The 16,392-nt window shown below is 68.6% G+C and carries 15 protein-coding genes, 1 tRNA gene and 1 other RNA gene; 12 read left to right on the top strand and 5 right to left on the bottom strand.

Annotated elements, in window-relative coordinates; translation table 11 throughout:
• Genes FHS00_RS09620 through FHS00_RS09610 form a run of 3 tightly spaced genes read right to left on the bottom strand, consistent with a single transcriptional unit; the run spans nt 1 to nt 2,746 of the window.
• Nucleotides 1-597: a TadE/TadG family type IV pilus assembly protein gene (locus tag FHS00_RS09620; protein WP_183472293.1), complete on the bottom strand. Its 597-nt coding sequence runs from the start codon at nt 595-597 to the stop codon at nt 1-3.
• A complete protein-coding gene (locus tag FHS00_RS09615) occupies nt 594-1,142 on the bottom strand; it encodes a TadE/TadG family type IV pilus assembly protein (protein WP_183472290.1) in 549 nt (182 codons plus the stop codon). The genes FHS00_RS09620 and FHS00_RS09615 overlap by 4 nt, the downstream gene beginning before the upstream one ends.
• The gene (locus FHS00_RS09610; RefSeq protein WP_183472287.1) at nt 1,139-2,746 is read right to left on the bottom strand and encodes a pilus assembly protein TadG-related protein; all 1,608 of its coding nucleotides are present in this window, start codon (nt 2,744-2,746) and stop codon (nt 1,139-1,141) included. The genes FHS00_RS09615 and FHS00_RS09610 overlap by 4 nt, the downstream gene beginning before the upstream one ends.
• 182 nt (nt 2,747-2,928) lie before the next feature.
• Between FHS00_RS09610 and FHS00_RS09605 the strand changes: the two genes are divergently transcribed.
• From FHS00_RS09605 to rpmG, 10 genes are all read left to right on the top strand, one after another.
• Nucleotides 2,929-4,371, top strand: coding sequence for a Glu/Leu/Phe/Val family dehydrogenase (locus FHS00_RS09605; RefSeq protein WP_183472284.1), 1,443 nt, complete (start codon nt 2,929-2,931; stop codon nt 4,369-4,371).
• 100 nt (nt 4,372-4,471) lie between these two features.
• The gene (locus tag FHS00_RS09600) at nt 4,472-4,903 is read left to right on the top strand and encodes a TadE/TadG family type IV pilus assembly protein (protein WP_183472281.1); all 432 of its coding nucleotides are present in this window, start codon (nt 4,472-4,474) and stop codon (nt 4,901-4,903) included.
• A 71-nt stretch (nt 4,904-4,974) separates the two neighbouring features.
• Entirely contained in the window at nt 4,975-6,228 is a 1,254-nt protein-coding gene (locus tag FHS00_RS09595) for a pilus assembly protein TadG-related protein (protein WP_183472278.1), read from the top strand.
• 9 nt (nt 6,229-6,237) lie between these two features.
• On the top strand, nt 6,238-6,894 hold the full coding sequence (locus FHS00_RS09590; RefSeq protein WP_183472276.1) for a ceramidase domain-containing protein: 657 nt from the start codon (nt 6,238-6,240) through the stop codon (nt 6,892-6,894).
• A 29-nt stretch (nt 6,895-6,923) separates the two neighbouring features.
• Complete coding sequence (gatC, locus tag FHS00_RS09585) at nt 6,924-7,211, top strand: Asp-tRNA(Asn)/Glu-tRNA(Gln) amidotransferase subunit GatC (RefSeq protein WP_183472274.1); 288 nt, start codon at nt 6,924-6,926, stop codon at nt 7,209-7,211.
• 10 nt (nt 7,212-7,221) lie between these two features.
• Nucleotides 7,222-8,706, top strand: a complete 1,485-nt coding sequence (gatA, locus tag FHS00_RS09580) for an Asp-tRNA(Asn)/Glu-tRNA(Gln) amidotransferase subunit GatA (protein ID WP_183472272.1) — start codon at nt 7,222-7,224, stop codon at nt 8,704-8,706.
• Between the two features lie 38 nt (nt 8,707-8,744).
• Nucleotides 8,745-9,410: a hypothetical protein gene (locus tag FHS00_RS09575; RefSeq protein ID WP_183472270.1), complete on the top strand. Its 666-nt coding sequence runs from the start codon at nt 8,745-8,747 to the stop codon at nt 9,408-9,410.
• A 5-nt stretch (nt 9,411-9,415) separates the two neighbouring features.
• Entirely contained in the window at nt 9,416-10,102 is a 687-nt protein-coding gene (locus FHS00_RS09570; RefSeq protein ID WP_183472268.1) for an N-acetylmuramoyl-L-alanine amidase, read from the top strand.
• Nucleotides 10,103-10,113: 11 nt separating this feature from the next.
• Nucleotides 10,114-10,505, top strand: an RNA gene (rnpB, locus tag FHS00_RS09565) — RNase P RNA component class A.
• Nucleotides 10,506-10,621: 116 nt separating this feature from the next.
• Nucleotides 10,622-10,789, top strand: coding sequence for a 50S ribosomal protein L33 (rpmG, locus tag FHS00_RS09560; RefSeq protein ID WP_017928995.1), 168 nt, complete (start codon nt 10,622-10,624; stop codon nt 10,787-10,789).
• Between the two features lie 364 nt (nt 10,790-11,153).
• Here the strand turns inward: rpmG and FHS00_RS09555 are convergent.
• Nucleotides 11,154-11,230: transfer RNA gene (locus FHS00_RS09555), tRNA-Met, on the bottom strand.
• A 149-nt stretch (nt 11,231-11,379) separates the two neighbouring features.
• Between FHS00_RS09555 and FHS00_RS17585 the strand changes: the two genes are divergently transcribed.
• Nucleotides 11,380-12,405, top strand: a complete 1,026-nt coding sequence (locus FHS00_RS17585) for a GTPase domain-containing protein (RefSeq protein WP_221188780.1) — start codon at nt 11,380-11,382, stop codon at nt 12,403-12,405.
• Nucleotides 12,402-14,027: a GTPase gene (locus tag FHS00_RS17905; protein WP_183472266.1), complete on the top strand. Its 1,626-nt coding sequence runs from the start codon at nt 12,402-12,404 to the stop codon at nt 14,025-14,027. Before FHS00_RS17585 ends, FHS00_RS17905 begins: the two co-directional genes overlap by 4 nt.
• On the opposite strand, the gene FHS00_RS09540 is transcribed toward FHS00_RS17905, so the two are convergent.
• The gene (locus tag FHS00_RS09540) at nt 14,015-16,381 is read right to left on the bottom strand and encodes an aldehyde dehydrogenase family protein (protein WP_183472250.1); all 2,367 of its coding nucleotides are present in this window, start codon (nt 16,379-16,381) and stop codon (nt 14,015-14,017) included. The two genes, FHS00_RS17905 and FHS00_RS09540, sit on opposite strands and share 13 nt — an antisense overlap.
• Between the last annotated feature and the right edge of the window lie 11 nt (nt 16,382-16,392).

The following is a 16,392-nucleotide window of genomic DNA, read 5'->3' as shown; positions in this document are numbered from 1 at the left end:
CTAGCACAGCGCGTCGGACACCGTCCCGGTCACGCTGTAGCAAAGCTGGCCGGCGAAGCGCAGCCGGGTCACGACCCGATCCTCGAAGGTGAAGGGCGCCAACCCGACATCGAAGATGGGGGTGTAGTCCGTCCAGGTTTCGACCAGCGTCGCCACCTCGAGATTCGGCATGTCGGGCAGCTCCGCCCGCACCTCGTTGAGCGCAGCATCGGTCAGAGCGGACACGCCGGTGCCCCGCGCCGTCGACCAGCGGACACGGTAGCTGCTGGTCGGCGCGTCATATGTGAAGACGCTGACCCGGATGCGCGGTGCCCGCGATTCCGGCATCAGGACGCCCTGCAGCGCGGAGATGCTGTTGACGAAGGTCGGCGTGATGTAACCCGACTCCCGGCTCAGCACGTCGCCGACCGTGTAGGCCGCGCGGGTATTGATCGATTTCGCGCGATAGGCGTCGAAGAACACCCAGCTGCCACCGAAGACCCAGAGCAGCAGCGGCATCATCAGCACCGCCTCGACCGTCATCGAACCCGCTTCGCGGTCGCGATCGCGCCAGAACCGCGCCAGCCCCGCACGGGCGATCTGCCAAGCCCGCCTCATGGTTCGACCACGAAGGCGGAGGCGGAGGTCAGCGCATAGGCGCCGCCCGACTGGCGGGGCAGCCGCGCGCCCAGCCCGCTGGTGGGGAAGTACGGATCGAACAGGGAGCAGGCACGCAGAAGCATCAGTTGGTTCTCCACTCCGGCGGTAAAGCGGCGCAGCGGCACGGTGATGTCGGCGCGGTCGACGCAATCCGCCTGTTCGGGGGGCGTGACCCAGGATCGAAGGTCGAGCGGGCGCATTTCGAGCCGCAGGTTGCTCGCACAGTCCGGCAGCAGCAGCGCGTGGTTGCAGATCGAGGCGCTGACCGTGGCGTGGTCGACCGGGGTGATCTGCCCCAGCCGGACCTCGCGCACGGTCAGGTCGAGGCCCCGATCCAGCATCACCTGGCGCAGCGTGACCATGCCCAGCTCGAAGCTCGACAGGATCACCAGCATCAGCACCGGGAAGATCAGCACGAACTCGACCGAGGCGGCCCCTTCGCTTGCGCGCAGCAAGGCGGGACGGCGCCGCAGCGCATGCAGGAAGCGACGCAGACCGGTCATTGGATCAGCCTCAGTGCGTTGATCTGGGTGGCGATCGAGGTGAAGGCGGAGGCGATCTGCAGCCCTTCGACGCGGTAGAAATGCGAGGGCGAGGAGGCGCAGCCGGCCATCGCCTCCATGGCGCCGGGCTCGTTGATCTCGAAGCCGATGGTGAAGATCACCACGCCCTTGGCCTTGGCCGCGGAGCAGATCTGGCTCAACCGGGTATCCTTGGTGATGGTCCAGTCGGTTTCGACGATCGAGGTCCAGGTGGCAAAGGTGGTGTCGAAGGCCGCAGTGCCTTGATCGAACTGCATCGCCCGCAGGTGATGGGCGTGCTCCCGCACTGTCATTCGGGCGAAGAGCTCGTTCCAGCGCAACCGGGTCGCAAGCGCCGGACGTGTCGCCACGATCGTACGATCCGATGCCCTGAAGTAGTCACCGGTCAGCCGCTTTACGTAGTAGTCGTTCGAGCCGAGCACCCAGACATCGGACAGGCCATTTTCACGGTAGGGCGACTTGAGCCGGTAATTGACGGTATTGGCGCCGTCGGTCATCACCACCAGCACCTTCATCCCCTGCGAGATGCCGAAGTCGCGCGGCCAGCCGGTCAGACCGGAGGCCAGACCCGTCACCGCGGAGAACTGGTTGAGCGCGGTGCGCACGGTCGGGTCGAGCAGCGCGGCACCCCAGTTCACGCCCATCTCGATCGAGGTCCAGCCTTCGGCGCTGAGCCCGGCGATCCGGTTCTTGAGCGCGGTGCGGCTGGTCGACCAGGGCAGCACTTCAAAGCCGTTGCCGGTCCGGCAGGTCGAGGACCGCATCCGCATGTTGGCATAGCTGCTGATCCCGCCCGAGGAGGGGGAGTAGCCGCTGCTGTCGAAATGCCCGGCCTGCACCAGCGGCAAAGGCGAGGCCACGGTGGTCAGGTAGGCGGTCGCGGGCAGATCCGCGCAATAGCTGAAGTTGTGCAGCCGGGGCATGCCGAGCGCGGTGGCGAGATCGAGCCCGAGGTTGACCTGGGTCGAGTAGGGCACCAGCGAAATCGCCAGATGGCCCGGTTCGACGGTGTTGAACATGGTGTCGATGAACTCGGCGCCGGCGGTCTTGAGGCGCGGCAGGCGGTTGTTGCTGTTCATCGAGCCGGAGACGTCGAGCACCAGCCCGATCTCGATGTCGTTCACCGATTCGGTGGCCGAGGCTGCCGCCGGGGCGGCCAGCGACGTCATGCCGGCGAATTTCAGCATCATGGTCGGCACCGTGGAGCGCGCCTCGGCCCGGACCGTGCGCATGTTGAGCGCTTGCACCACTTCGACCGCGCCGAGGCTGTCGGACATCCCGGCCTTGGCGACATAGTCACGCACCACCGTCTCTGGGTCGCGGGTCTGTTGCAGGTCGGCGGCGGCGAGGACCGCCCGGTCGAGCGTGGCCTGCAGCTCGGTACGCCGGGCTTCGGTCCGCATGATGTCGACGCCCAGGCCCCCGATCATCAGCATGATCACCATCACGAAGAGCGAGAAGACGATGATCGAGCCGCTCTCGTCGCGACCAAGCGTATCTGGGGCGCCCTCTTGGCGAGGGGGACGCTGCGGGCGGTTTCGGTGCGGGGCAGGGTGCCGGTTCACGGGCGTATTCTCCTTTCGGACGAGATCAGGGAACCGTGCCGAGATGGCCAATTTGCGGCGTGACTCCGGCGCGGGCGGGCCTTTCCCCCACGCCACGGCTTCCACTGCTGTCGATTATTGGGGGATTGGGTCTAGGATCGGGCAGGAGAGCCGGCGCCGGCCGGCCGCACAGGGAGACCAAGATGACCGAGCACAACCCACATCAACCCGAACCGGGATTCCGCGATTCCGTCGACATGATGTTCAACCGCGCCGTGGCGCTGATGGACCTGTCGCCCGGCCTCGAAGAGAAGATCCGCGTCTGCAACGCCACCTATACCGTGCGCTTCGGCGTGCGGCTGCGCGGCCAGATCCACACCTTCACCGGCTACCGGTCGGTGCATTCCGAGCATATGGAGCCCGTGAAGGGCGGCATCCGCTACGCGCCGTCGGTGCACCAGGACGAGGTCGAGGCGCTGGCGGCGCTGATGACCTATAAATGCGCTCTTGTCGAAGTGCCCTATGGCGGCTCCAAGGGCGGACTTCGGATCGATCCGCGCGACTGGGACGAGCATGAGCTGGAGCAGATCACCCGCCGCTTCGCCTATGAGCTGGCCAAGCGCGACCTGATCAGCCCTTCCCAGAACGTGCCCGCCCCCGACATGGGCACCGGCGAGCGCGAGATGGCTTGGATCGCCGACCAGTACGCGCGGATGAACACCACCGACATCAACTCCCGCGCCTGCGTCACCGGCAAGCCGCTCAATGCCGGCGGCATCCACGGCCGGGTCGAGGCGACCGGGCGCGGCGTGCAATACGCGCTGCGCGAGTTCTTCCGTCACCCCGAGGACGTGGCCAAGGCTAACCTGTCGGGCAAGCTGGCGGGCAAGCGGGTCATCGTCCAAGGCCTCGGCAATGTGGGCTACCACGCCGCCAAGTTCCTCTCCGAGGAGGACGGTGCCAAGATCACCGCCATCATCGAGCGCGACGGCGCCATCACACAGGAGAACGGCCTCGACGTCGAGGCGGTGCACCAGTGGATCACCAAGCATGGCGGCGTGAAGGATTACCCCCACGCCACGCATCATGCGGACGGCGCGGCGCTGCTTGAGGCGGAATGCGACATCCTGATCCCGGCGGCGCTGGAGGGCACGATCAACCTCGCCAATGCCGACCGCATCAAGGCGCCGCTGATCATCGAGGCCGCCAACGGCCCGATCACGGCCGGGGCCGACGAGATCCTGCGCGAAAAGGGCGTGGTCATTATTCCCGACATGTATGCCAACGCCGGCGGCGTGACGGTGTCCTATTTCGAATGGGTCAAGAACCTCAGCCATATCCGTTTCGGCCGGATGGAGCGCCGCGCCGACGAAGCCCGTGCGCAGGCCATCGTCGACGAGCTTGAGCGGCTGTCGGCTGACGAGGGGCTGGGCTGGAGCCTGTCGAAGAACTTCAAGGAGCGCTATCTCAAGGGCGATGACGAGCTGGAGCTGGTGCGTTCGGGTCTCGATGACACGATGCGCACCGCCTACCAGTCGATGCGCGAGATCTGGCACGCGCGCGATGACGTGCCCGACCTGCGCACCGCCGCGTATCTCGTGGCGATCGGCCGGGTGGCGCTGAGCTACCGTTCCAAGGGTCTCTGAACCGCGGATCTGCCCCAGCCCTTCCCCGCCGGCACCGGAATCGTGCCGCAATCGCCGGTTACCCTTCCGTTAATCAAAACGGAATCGGAGGCGGGGGCAGATGCGCCAGACGACCGGACCAGAACACCGCAGCGCGCGCCTCCGACGGGCGCTGCGGTGGCTGGGCCATGACAGCACCGGCTCGATGTCGATCGAGGCGGTGCTGTGGATTCCGCTTTTCACTTTCCTGCTGATGTTGGTGGTGGATGTTTCCAACATCTACCTCAAGCAGAGCGAAGCGCTGCGGATCGTGCAGGAGGGCAATCGCGCCCTTTCGGTCAATCGTCTGAGCTCGCCGCTGGAGGCGCAGCTCGCCATCGCCGAGCGGCTGGACGGGGCGGTGGCTGGCGCGAAGGTGACGACGGCGATCAGCGGCGATGTCATTGTCACCACCGTGAAGCTGCCGCTCAGCGCGATGACCTTGAGCGGCAGCCTGCCGCTCATCGGCAATACCGAGCTCACGCTCAGTTCGCGCCACCGGGTGGAGTACTGATCATGGCCCGCGGATGGGGATGCCTTGCGCTCCTGCGCCGTCTTCTCCGGGACGCGAGCGGCGGTGGCACGATGTTCGGGCTCTTCATCTTCGTGGCGATGGCGGCCATGGGCGGCGTCGCCATCGACGTGAGCCACGTCCATGCCGAGCGGGTCAGGCTGCAAATCATGGCCGATTCCGCCGCTCATGCGGCGCTGGTCGCTCGCCGCCGCATGCCCGCCGACGAGGCCAAGTTGGCAGCGGTCGCGATGGTGCGGGCGAACGAGGCCGACGCGCGGCGTGGCAACCTGGTCCTCGCCTCCGATATCGCCTTCGGCACCTTCGACTATGACACCGGCAAGTTCACCGCCGATCCGAGCAAGACCGACGCGGTGCGGGTCACCACCGCGCGCCGGGCTGCACGGGGCAACGCGGTGACGAGCTTCGTGACGCAGATCATCGGGATCGATAGCTGGGACATCTCCCGCGACGCGGTCTTCATCGCCTACAACCCAGGCTGCGCCGATCAGGGCTTTCTGGCCAATGGGGCGATCGACGTGCAGTCGAACAACGCCTATCTCAACGGCTTCTGCATGCACTCCAACTCCTGGGTTTCGATCAACAACAACAACAGCTTCGAGCCGGGCACGGTGCTGTCGATGCCTAATATCGACCAGCTGCGGATGCCCGCCTCGGGCTTCACCAAGAACGAGGGGCTGCAGGCGGCATTGCGGCCGGCGGAGGTCGAGATCCGCGAGCTGCGCGACCTGTCCGAAATCATCGCGCAGCTTGAGAGCTACGGCTCCTGGCACATGCCCGATTACGTGACCTCGGGCAGCGTGATCCAGCTTTCGGGCTCAAGCTTCGACCCCTCCCATTTCACGCCGGGCCGAATCCACCGGCTTGCCTGCAAGGGCAAAAAGGTGACGCTGGGCACGAAGGGGGCGCTCACCACGATCCGCAAGGCGGTGATCGTCACAGACTGCGAAGTGAGCCTCGGCTCGGGGCTCGCCTTCGAGGACGCGGTCGTCGCCACCACCGATACGAGCGTCAAGTCGATCACCGGCAGCGCCGGGGTGCGTCTCGGGCGCGTCGATGCCTGTCTGCCCGGCGGCAGCGCGCAACTCCTCACGATGGGCGGGGTGGACCTCCCCTCGGGCTTCAACCTGCATGGCAGCCAGGTCATCGCCAAGGGCGATATCAAGTTCAGCGCGAACGCCGTTGGGATCGGTGTGTCGCTGATCTCGGGCGGTCGGATCGACAGCACGTCGAACATGACCATGTATCGTTGTGCCGACGGTCTCGATGGCAACTTCCAGGTGGATCACTACCGGCTCGCGCTCTAGCCTCGGGCCATGGATTGGACCGCCCCGATCGATGCCTATTGCGAACGGCTGGGCCCCGGGTTCTGGGCCGAGCCGCTCAATCTCGTTTCCAACGCCGCCTTTCTGATCGCCGCGATCTGGTGCTGGCGCCGCGCGGGCGGGCTGGCCCTGCCGCGTGTACTGTCCGCGATCCTCTTCACCATCGGCATCGGCAGCGGGCTGTTTCATTCGGTGGCCAGCTTCTGGGCGATGCTGGCCGACGTGATTCCGATCGCGGTCTTCATCCTCGCCTATGTCTATGCCGCGAACCGCGCGTTCTGGCATTTGCCCGTCTGGGCCTCGGCGCTGGGCGCGGCGGCTTTCGTACCTTGGGCGATGATCCTGACGCCGGTCTTCGCTGCGCTGCCATTCTTTGCCATTTCCGCATTCTACTGGCCGGTGCCGTTGCTGATCGCGATCTACGCCGTAGCCCTGTGGCGGCGCTGGCCGATGGTGGGGCGGGGCATGGGGTTGGGCGCCGCGCTGTTGTGCCTGTCGCTGGTGTTCCGCTCGCTCGACGAAACGCTCTGCCCGGGCTGGCCCGCCGGCACGCATTTCGCCTGGCACGTGCTCAACGGGGTCATGCTCGGCTGGATGATCGAGCTGATCCGCCGGGCGCTGCTTGCGGGACCGACCCGCGCCCGCTAAAGCCGGGATCGACCAGACAGGAGAGCCCCATGTCGATCGATACCGACACCGCCCGGCGGGTGGCCAAGCTGGCCCGGATCCGGGTCGAGGAAGAGGCGCTGCCCGCGCTCGCCGCCGAGTTCAACACCATCCTTGGCTTCATCGAGCAGCTGCAGGAAGTGGATGTCGAGGGGGTCGAGCCGATGACCGGCGTGACGCCGATGCATCTCAAGCGGCGCGAGGACGTGGTGACCGACGGCAGCCAGCAGGACAAGGTGCTGGCCAATGCGCCCGATGCCCGCGAAGGCTTCTTCGCGGTGCCCAAGGTCGTGGAATGAGGGGCGGGAAATGACCGAACTGACCAAGCTGACCATCGCCGCCGCCCGCGACGCGCTGCGCAAGGGCGAGATCTCGTCCGTCGAACTGACCGGTGCGCTCAATGCCGCCGTCGACGGCGCGGACAAGCTCAACGCCTATGCTCACAAGACGCCCGAGATCGCCGAGGCGCAGGCCAAGGCGGCCGACGAGCGGCTCAAGGCCGGTGACGCGCCCGACCTGTGCGGCGTGCCACTGGGCATCAAGGACCTGTTCTGCACCGAGGGCACGGCGAGCCAGGCGGCCAGCCGCATCCTCGAGGGCTTCCGCCCGCAATACGAATCGACCGTGACCACGCAGCTCTTCCGCGACGGCGCGGTGATGCTGGGCAAGCTCAACATGGACGAGTTCGCCATGGGCTCGTCGAACGAGACCTCGGCCTACGGCCCCGCCGTGAACCCATGGCAGGCCGATGACGGCGTTGCGCTGACGCCGGGCGGCTCCTCGGGCGGCTCGGCCGCCGCCGTGGCCGCCGATCTGTGTCTCGGCGCCACTGGCACCGACACCGGCGGCTCGATCCGCCAGCCGGCCGCCTTCACCGGCATCACCGGGATCAAGCCGACCTATGGGCGCTGCTCGCGCTGGGGCATCATCGCCTTTGCCTCCTCGCTCGACCAGGCTGGGCCGATGACCCGCGACGTGCGCGACGCCGCGATCATGCTGCGCGCCATGTCGGGCCACGACCCGAAGGATTCGACATCGGCCGACATCCCGGTGCCCGACTTCGAGGCGATGCTCACCGGCGACATCCGCGGCAAGGTGATCGGCATCCCGCGCGAATATCACGTCGACGGCATGCCGGGCGAGATCGAGGCGCTGTGGAGCCGTGGTACCGAGATGCTGCGCGACGCGGGCGCTCTGATCCGCGACATCTCGCTGCCGCACACCAAATACGCCCTTCCGGCCTATTACGTGATCGCCCCCGCCGAGGCGTCGTCGAACCTCGCGCGCTATGACGGCGTGCGCTTCGGCCACCGCGCCAAGCTGGCGCAGGGCGACGGCATCACCGAGATGTACGAGAAGACCCGCGCCGAGGGCTTCGGCTCCGAGGTGCAGCGCCGGATCATGGTCGGCACCTACGTGCTCTCGGCCGGCTTCTACGACGCCTACTACAACCGCGCCCGCAAGGTCCGCGCGCTGATCAAGCGCGATTTCGACCAGGTCTTCGCCGAAGGGGTCGACGCGATCCTGACGCCGGCGACGCCGTCCTCGGCGTTTGGCCTCGGCGCGATGAAGGATGCCGACCCGGTGCAGATGTATCTCAACGACGTGTTCACCGTGACGGTGAACCTCGCCGGTCTGCCGGGCATCTCGGTGCCCGCCGGTCTCGATCACAAGGGGCTGCCGCTGGGCCTCCAGCTGATCGGCCGGCCGTGGGAGGAAGGCGATCTGCTCAACACCGCCTATGCGCTGGAGCAGGCCGCCGGTTTCGTTTCCAAGCCCGCGAAATGGTGGTAACGGGCGCAGTCGAACAGATCAGGGCCCGGAGTGTCGCCGTGAAACCGCTTGCTTCTCGAACCAAATTTCTGGTCCTGGCCTGCGCCGGGCTGACGCTGGCCGCCTGCGCGCCGCGCGTTCCCGACAGCGGGGCGGCGATGCGCGAGGCGCAGCTGACCGGTCGCTACCAGGACCAGCCGGCCACCTTCGGGGCGCCTGCGGGTGGCACCATCGCCAGCTCCGAGCTGGCCGCCGCCGGGATCGACCTCGACCGCCGTGGCGGTGTGCAGGCCAGCCCGACCAACGCCGCGCCGATCGCTTCTGGCGGTGCGGCGATCTCGGACGAGCAGAGCTTCGAAGCGGTCGCGAACCGCGAGACGATCCAGTCCGACGCCGAACGTCGTGCCCAGCAAGCGGCGGCCTACCAGGTGATCCAGCCGACCGCGCTGCCGCAGCGCACCGGCGAGACCGGGCCGAACCTCGTGGAATACGCGCTCAACGCGCCGAACAAGCGCGGGCAGGAGTGGTATTCGCGGTTCATCCTCGGGACCATGGGCAACCGGTTCGAGCGCAACTGCGCTTCCTACCGCTCGCCTGACGACGCGCAGCGCGACTTCCTGCTGCGCGGCGGCCCGAACCGCGATCCGAAGGGAATCGACCCCGACGGCGACGGCTTCGCCTGCGGCTGGGACCCGGCGCCCTTCCTCGCGGCGGTCGGCCGCTAGGGGCGATGCCCGAAGCGCTGTCACCGAATCACGGGCCGCGACGCCTTGGCGCGCGGCCCGATCTCGTGGTGATCCACTTCACGGCGATGGACAGCCACGAGGCGGCACTGACGCGTTTGTGCGACCCGGCGGCCGAGGTCTCGGCGCATTGGCTGATATCGGGTGCGGGCCGGGTCACCGCGCTGGTGCCCGAGGAGCAGCGTGCCTGGCACGCCGGCGCCGGGCGCTGGGGCATGGTCGAGGACGTCAATTCGCGCTCGATCGGCATCGAACTCTACAATCGTGGCGACCATCCCTTCGCGGGGCCGCAGATGGCAGCGCTCGAATCGCTGCTGTCGGAGGTCATGGCGCGCTGGGCGATTCCACCCGAGCGGGTGATCGGCCATTCCGACATGGCGCCGGGCCGGAAGACCGATCCCGGTCCGCGATTCGACTGGCACCGGCTGGCGCGGCACGGCCTGTCGGTCTGGCCCCGGCCGGAGCAGGGCGCGGCGGTCCCCTCGGCGCGGGCCTTCGACGAGCTGGCCCGCCGCTTCGGCTACACCGCCGCCGTGTCCCATGACCTGCGCCTCGCTGCCTTTCGCCTGCGATTCCGGCCACGTGCCACGGGGCCGGTGGATGCCGTCGACATGGCCCTCATCGCCGACCTCGCCGCGCGCTTTCCCGTTGACCGGGGCGTGACGGCGGCATAGGGCAGCCGGGCGCGGATGGCTGGATGGCCGCGGGCCTTCGGGCTCGAGGAAAGTCCGGACTCCACAAGGCACGGTGCCGGGTAACGCCCGGCCGGGGCAACCCGAGGGAAAGCGCCACAGAGAACAGTCCGCCCGGCATGTCCGGGTCAGGGTGAAACGGTGGGGTAAGAGCCCACCGCGGGACGGGCAACCGGACCGGCACGGCAAGCCCCACCGGGAGCAATGCCAAATAGGGACCTCGCGCGTGTGCTGATCCGGTTCGCCGGATATCGCCGCAGGGACGCCTGACCCCGAGAGGTCCGGGTTGGCAGCTTCAGATGCCCTGGCAACAGGGTGTCGAGATGAATGGTCATCGCCGGGGGCGACCCCGGGACAGAATCCGGCTTATAGGCCATCCGCGCATATCTTCCCGGCCCGTTTCGCGGTTGACAGCGCGAAGCGCGCGGTTAAAAGCCGGGGCTCAGACGTATTCACGCGGGCGCCGTCAACGCGCACGCCCCGCGAGCAGGAGAGACGACCATGGCGAAGCCGACGACGATCAAGATCCGCCTGAACTCGACCGCGGGGACCGGCCACTTCTACGTGACCAAGAAGAACGCCCGCACCATGACCGAAAAGATGGTCGTGCGGAAGTACGACCCGGTCAAGCGCGAGCATGTCGAGTACAAGGAAGGCAAGATCAAGTAATCTTGCCCGTTCCGACGGAATTGGAGGCCGTGTCCCGAGCGGGGCACGGCCTTTCTCGTTCCGGCATGGCTGGATCGATCGGTGATAAGGAAGCTCGGCCGACTGCCGGGAAGGACAGGAGCGAAGGGGGTTCCGCGAACGGGCTTGAAGGCCGACGCGGCGAGACGCGTGCACCTTTCGCTTCGCATTTCACGAGTGGTCCTGGCCGGGGCAGCGACACGTACTGGCGGGGTTGAGGCCATCATTGATGGAGCGAGCGATCGCTTTGCGGGCCGGGCCATGTCTGTGAAAAATAAGGCGCAAACGCAGGCCACCATGGCCCCGAACTCTCGTCTCGGACGTGGTGTCGATGATGAGGGGGGCTTGGTAGCGGAGGAGGGACTTGAACCCCCGACACGCGGATTATGATTCCGCTGCTCTAACCAACTGAGCTACTCCGCCTGAAGCGAGGCCGGAAGTATGACAGCGGCGCGGGGGCGTCAAGAGCGAAATCACGGGTTTCTCGAACCGCGTTCGATGACCGGGCGTTGTCTCGCCACAGGGGGCGTGGTTGAGTGGAACGCCCCGCCGCCGAGAGAGCTGCAAACCGAATGTCTGACCGCCCGACCGATACGGATTCCGCGGCCCCGCCGATGCCGGTGCTCTGGCTCCTGGGCAAGACCGGGGCCGGAAAGTCGTCGCTGGTGCGTGCCCTCACCGGGGTGGAGGCGGTCGAGATCGGCACCGGGTTCGCGCCCTGCACGCGAGGTATCGCGTCCTTCGACTTTCCCCCCGATCGGCCGCTGATGCGGTTCCTCGACACGCGTGGCTTGGGCGAGGCCGGGTATGACGCGACCGAGGATCTGGCGCGCTGCGAGGCGCAGGCCCATGTGGTGCTGGCCATGGCCCGGCTCGACGACCCGGCGCAGGGCGATCTCGAATCGGTGCTGCTCGACCTGCGTCGGCGGCGTCCGGACCTGCGGGTCATCGTGCTGTACATGGCGGCCGCCGAGCTGCCCGACGCCGCGACGCGGGCACGGGCCCGCAGCGCGATGCAGCGGCGGCTGGAGCGCGCAGCAGGCGGCTCGCTGCCTTGGGTCGAGATGTCGCTCGGCAGGGACGAGACGGCCGGTCTCGACGCGCTGTGCGAGCTGCTGGGGGAGACCATGCCCGCGGTGGCGCTGCTGCTCGGCGGCCGGTCCGGTGGCGACGGCTTCTCGGAGGTGCGCGCCGAGGTGCTGCGCTATGCCGGCGCGGCGGCGGCGGCCGATCTCGCGCCGGTGCTGGGTGCGGTCGGCGTGCCGGGCCTGCAGGCGGCGATGCTGCGCGCGCTCGCGCGGCATCACCGGGTGGACTGGACCGGGGCCCGGGCGGCCGAATTCGCCGCCGCGCTCGGGCTCGGAGCGGCGCTGCGACTGGGGGCGGGCTACGTCATCCGGCAGGCGGCCAAGCTGGTGCCGGTGGCGGGTCAGACGCTGGGCGCGGCGGCGGCAGGGGCGGCGAGCTTCGCCACCACCTATGCACTGGGCCGCGCCGCACATCGCTGGCTGGCCGGGGAGGCGTTGGGCACACCGGTCCCTGAGGCCGAGCTGCGCGCGCTCTACCGCGACGCGCTAGCCCGGGCGGGGCGGCGGTGAAGCGGCGGCCCTGGGCGCGGCTGCGCGGCGCGCTGCTGCGCTGGGACCGGCTGCTGATCGCGGTGTCGCTGGCGCTGCCCTTTATGGTGCCGTTCCTGCTCGGCTTCCTGTGGCTGACCGAGCATAACTGGCTGCTGCCCTATCTCGGCGTGTCGATCGCGGTGGCGGGGCTGGCCTTCGGGATGCGCTGGCTGGCCCGCCGGCGGCCCGGCGGCGGCCGCGCGACCTCGGCGCTGATGGAGGAGATGAAGGTCGAATCGGACCCGGTCTGGACCGATACCGAGCGCCGCGCCTTCCGCGCCGCGCGCAGCCGGATCGAGCGCGAGACCACCGAGCCTGTGGCTTGGGGCGAACTGCCCGATCTCGCGCTGTCGGTGATCGACGACATCGCCAAGGGGATGGGCCAGGCGGACCGCAAGGCGCTCGACTTCACGCTGCCAGAGGCGCTGCTGCTGACCGAACGGGCAGCGGCCCGCTACCGCGATCACCTGCGCCGCCACGTGCCGTTCTCGGACCGGGTGTCGCTGCACACCATCCACTGGATCTGGAAGCATCGCGGCCGGGCGCAGCTGGCGATGGAGGCGGCCTTTGCCGGGCACCGTGTGCTGCGCTTTGCCCTGAACCCGGCCAAGGGCGTGCTGCGCGAGGTCGAGTGGCTCATGGCGGGCGGCAACAGCGCCTATCTCGGCACCCAGATGATGGGCGTGCTACAGGCGGTGCTGCTCGAGGAGGTGGCCCATGCGGCGGTCGAACTCTACTCGGGACGACTGCGATTCTCGGACGCGGAGCTGCTGCAGTTCCAGCTCGACGAAAGCCGTGCCGACCGGGCGCGGCTGGCGCAGCCCGATGCGCCGCTCCGGGTGCTGGTGGTCGGACAGGTCAGCGCCGGCAAATCGACCCTGATCGACGCCCTGCTGGGTGAGGAGCGGACCGAGACCGACATGGCTCCCACGACCGAGGGGGTGATGGCCTATGAGGCCATGATCGACGGCACCGACTGCCTCCTGCTCGACACGCAGGGACTCGATGGTGACGAGCGGCGGCGGGAGGTGCTGCTCGAGGAGATGACCCGCAGCGACATCGTGCTATGGGCGCTGCGCGCCAATCGCCCTGGCCGGGCGTCGGATGCCAAATTGCTCGAGGCGTTCCAGGCATGGTTCGCCGAGCATCCCGATCGGCGTCGTCCGCCGCTCATCCTCGTCGGCATGGCCGCGGACCGGCTGGCGCCCGGCTGGCCCTATCCAGAGCACGAGCTGCCCGCCGAGGCGCGCGAACGGATCGGGGCGGCGATGGAGGCGATTGCCCAGGACATGGACGGGATGCGGCCGCGCCCGGTCTGCGCGGTCGAGCCCGAATGGAACATCGACGCGGTGCGCAGCGCGCTTTCGGGCGCGGTGAGCGAGGGGCTGCTGGTGCAGCGCAACCGTCTGCGGCTGGCGGCGGCGCGTCATGCGCGCTCGCACGACACCCAGATCGCGCGCTCGGGGCGCGGATTGTGGCAGGGGGCCAAACTGATCGGCGGGCGCCTGCTCAGGCGCATGGGCGGAAACGAAGACGCCCGGCCGGAGGCCGGGCGCCGTCGAGGCAAGGAGCCGGAGGCCCCGGACGATCACTCGCCGTAGGGCACCCAGATGTTCTTGATCTGCGTGGCGCGGTGCAGGAAGCCGCGGCCCTGACCGTCGCGGCCGGTCCAGTCGCGCGCGGCGCCGTCCTCGACCCAGCTCTGCTTGAGATTGCCGGCCGATGCCTCCTGGATCATCCGGCCGCCATCGCGGGTGCCGAAGTACCAGATCCCTTCCACGTCGTCATGCTCGGCCAGCGTCTTGGCCAGGACATCGCGCTCGCCGGCGACGATGTTGACGACCCCGCCCGGCAGGTCGGAGGTGTCGAACACCTGGTAGAGATCGGTCGCGGCGAGCGGGTGGCTCTGCGACGGGATCGCGACCACGGCGTTGCCCATGGCGATCGCCGGCAGCACGAGGCTGACGAAGCCCAGAAGCGGCTGCGCGACGGGGCAGGCGATGCCGATCACGCCCAGCGGCTCGTGCATGGCCAGCGTGACATGCGCGCTCTTGGTCTGGTGCACCGCGCCGTCGAACTTGTCGGCCTGCGCCGCGTACCAGAAGGTGCGGCGGATCGCGGTCTCGACCTCGGCCTGCGCGGCCGACTGTGCCGCGCCGAAGGAGACGAGCCGTTCCGCGAACTCGGCCTTCCGCGCCGACAGGTTCTCGGCGAGGTAGTAGAGCACCTGAGCACGGTTGTGCCCGGTGGCCTTGCCCCAGCCCTTGGCCTTGTGGGCCGCCTCGACCGCGTTACGGATGTCCTTGCGGTTGCCCAGCCCCGCGAGGCCGACCGGGCCGTCCGAACCCTGCACCGGGTAGGCGTAGCCCGAGTCGGGGCGGGCCTGCTTGCCACCGATGTAGAACTTGGCGGTGCGGTCGATCCGGGTGCCTGCGCCTTCGCCCGGGCCGCCGGGCTGACCGGCGGGGGCGGGCAGCGCCGCCTCGGGACGACGGGCCTGCGGCGCGGGATGGGCGAGATAGGCCATCATCCCTTCGCGCCCGCCCTCGCGGCCGAAGCCGCTCTCGCGGTAGCCGCCGAAGCCGGCACCGGCGTCGAAGACGTTGGTGCAGTTGATCCAGACCACGCCCGCCTTCACCTGCGCGGCGATGTCGAGGCAGAGGTTCACGTTCTCCGACCAGATCGAGGCGGCGAGGCCGTAGCGGGTGTTGTTGGCCAGCGCCACCGCGTCCTCGGGGGTGCGGAAGGTGGTCACGGTCGCGACGGGGCCGAAGATCTCCTCGGTCGCCAGCGTCGAGGCAGGCTCGACCTTCATGGCGATGGTCGGCGGGAAGAAGCAGCCCTCGGGGGCGGTGCCCTGCACCAGCTCCGCGCCTTCCTTCACGCCCTGGGCCACGAGCTCCTTGATCCGGTCGAGCTGCACCGGATGCACGATCGCGCCCATGTCGGTGTTCTTGTCGAGCGGATCGCCGACGCGCAGCGTGCGCATCCGCTTCTCCAGCAGCGTCTCGAAGCGCTTCGCCACGCTCTCGGCCACCAGCACCCGTGCGCCGGCGCAGCAGACCTGGCCCGCGTTGAACCAGATCGCGTCGACGACGCCCTCGACGGCGGCGTCGAGATCGGCATCGGCGAAGACCACGAAGGGCGACTTGCCGCCGAGCTCGAGCGTCAGCGACTTGGGCGTGCCGGCGGTCTCGCGCCGGATGCGACGGCCCACCTCGGTCGAACCGGTGAAGGCGATCTTGTCGAGCCCGTCATGCGCGACGATCGCGGCACCGGTCGCGCCGTCGCCGGTGACGATGTTGAGCACGCCTTCGGGCAGGCCGACCTCGGCCGCAATCTCGGCGAAGGCCAGCGCGGTGAGCGGCGTGTACTCCGCGGGCTTCAGCACCACGGTGTTGCCGGCGGCGAGCGCCGGGGCGACCTTCCAGGCCAGCATCAGCAGCGGGAAGTTCCACGGGATGATCTGGCCGCAGACGCCATGCGGACGGGCGCCGGGGAACTCGTCCTCCATGATCTCGGCCCAGCCGGCATGGTGGTAGAAGTGGCGCGCCACCAGCGGCACGTCGGCGTCGCGGCTCTCGCGGATCGGCTTGCCGTTGTCGAGGCTTTCGAGCACGGCGAGGAAGCGCGCGTGCTGCTGGATGTGACGGGCGATGGCATAGAGGTACTTGGCCCGCTCATGGCCCGGCAGCGCGGCCCAGCCGGGCTGGGCGCGACGGGCGGCCTGCACGGCGGTGTCGACATCCTCCTCGCTGCCCTGGGTGACCGAGGCCAGAAGCTCGCCCGAGGCCGGCGAGCGCACCTCGAACAACTCGCCCGGCGCGGTGAAGGCGCCGTCGATGAAGTGGCCGAAGCCCGCTTCGTTCTTCTTGAGCCAATCGCGCACCGTGGCGCTGTCCTCGGGGGCCTTGCCGTAATCCATGGTCGCGAGAATGTCCGTGATCGTGTTCATGACGCGCTCTC

Origin of the sequence: Limimaricola variabilis (assembly GCF_014195545.1) — a bacterium.
Taxonomy (GTDB): Bacteria; Pseudomonadota; Alphaproteobacteria; order Rhodobacterales; family Rhodobacteraceae; genus Limimaricola; species Limimaricola variabilis.
This window is presented reverse-complemented; position numbering and strand designations above follow the sequence as displayed.

What these genes read in the sequence shown, in the direction of transcription:
- FHS00_RS09620 (WP_183472293.1), bottom strand. Translation starts at nt 597, where the DNA reads ATGAGGCGGGCTTGGCAGATCGCCCGTGCGGGGCTGGCGCGGTTCTGG.
- FHS00_RS09615 (WP_183472290.1), bottom strand. Translation starts at nt 1,142, where the DNA reads ATGACCGGTCTGCGTCGCTTCCTGCATGCGCTGCGGCGCCGTCCCGCC.
- FHS00_RS09605 (WP_183472284.1), top strand. Translation starts at nt 2,929, where the DNA reads ATGACCGAGCACAACCCACATCAACCCGAACCGGGATTCCGCGATTCC.
- FHS00_RS09600 (WP_183472281.1), top strand. Translation starts at nt 4,472, where the DNA reads ATGCGCCAGACGACCGGACCAGAACACCGCAGCGCGCGCCTCCGACGG.
- FHS00_RS09595 (WP_183472278.1), top strand. Translation starts at nt 4,975, where the DNA reads ATGTTCGGGCTCTTCATCTTCGTGGCGATGGCGGCCATGGGCGGCGTC.
- FHS00_RS09590 (WP_183472276.1), top strand. Translation starts at nt 6,238, where the DNA reads ATGGATTGGACCGCCCCGATCGATGCCTATTGCGAACGGCTGGGCCCC.
- gatC (WP_183472274.1), top strand. Translation starts at nt 6,924, where the DNA reads ATGTCGATCGATACCGACACCGCCCGGCGGGTGGCCAAGCTGGCCCGG.
- gatA (WP_183472272.1), top strand. Translation starts at nt 7,222, where the DNA reads ATGACCGAACTGACCAAGCTGACCATCGCCGCCGCCCGCGACGCGCTG.
- FHS00_RS09570 (WP_183472268.1), top strand. Translation starts at nt 9,416, where the DNA reads ATGCCCGAAGCGCTGTCACCGAATCACGGGCCGCGACGCCTTGGCGCG.
- rpmG (WP_017928995.1), top strand. Translation starts at nt 10,622, where the DNA reads ATGGCGAAGCCGACGACGATCAAGATCCGCCTGAACTCGACCGCGGGG.
- FHS00_RS17585 (WP_221188780.1), top strand. Translation starts at nt 11,380, where the DNA reads ATGTCTGACCGCCCGACCGATACGGATTCCGCGGCCCCGCCGATGCCG.
- FHS00_RS09540 (WP_183472250.1), bottom strand. Translation starts at nt 16,381, where the DNA reads ATGAACACGATCACGGACATTCTCGCGACCATGGATTACGGCAAGGCC.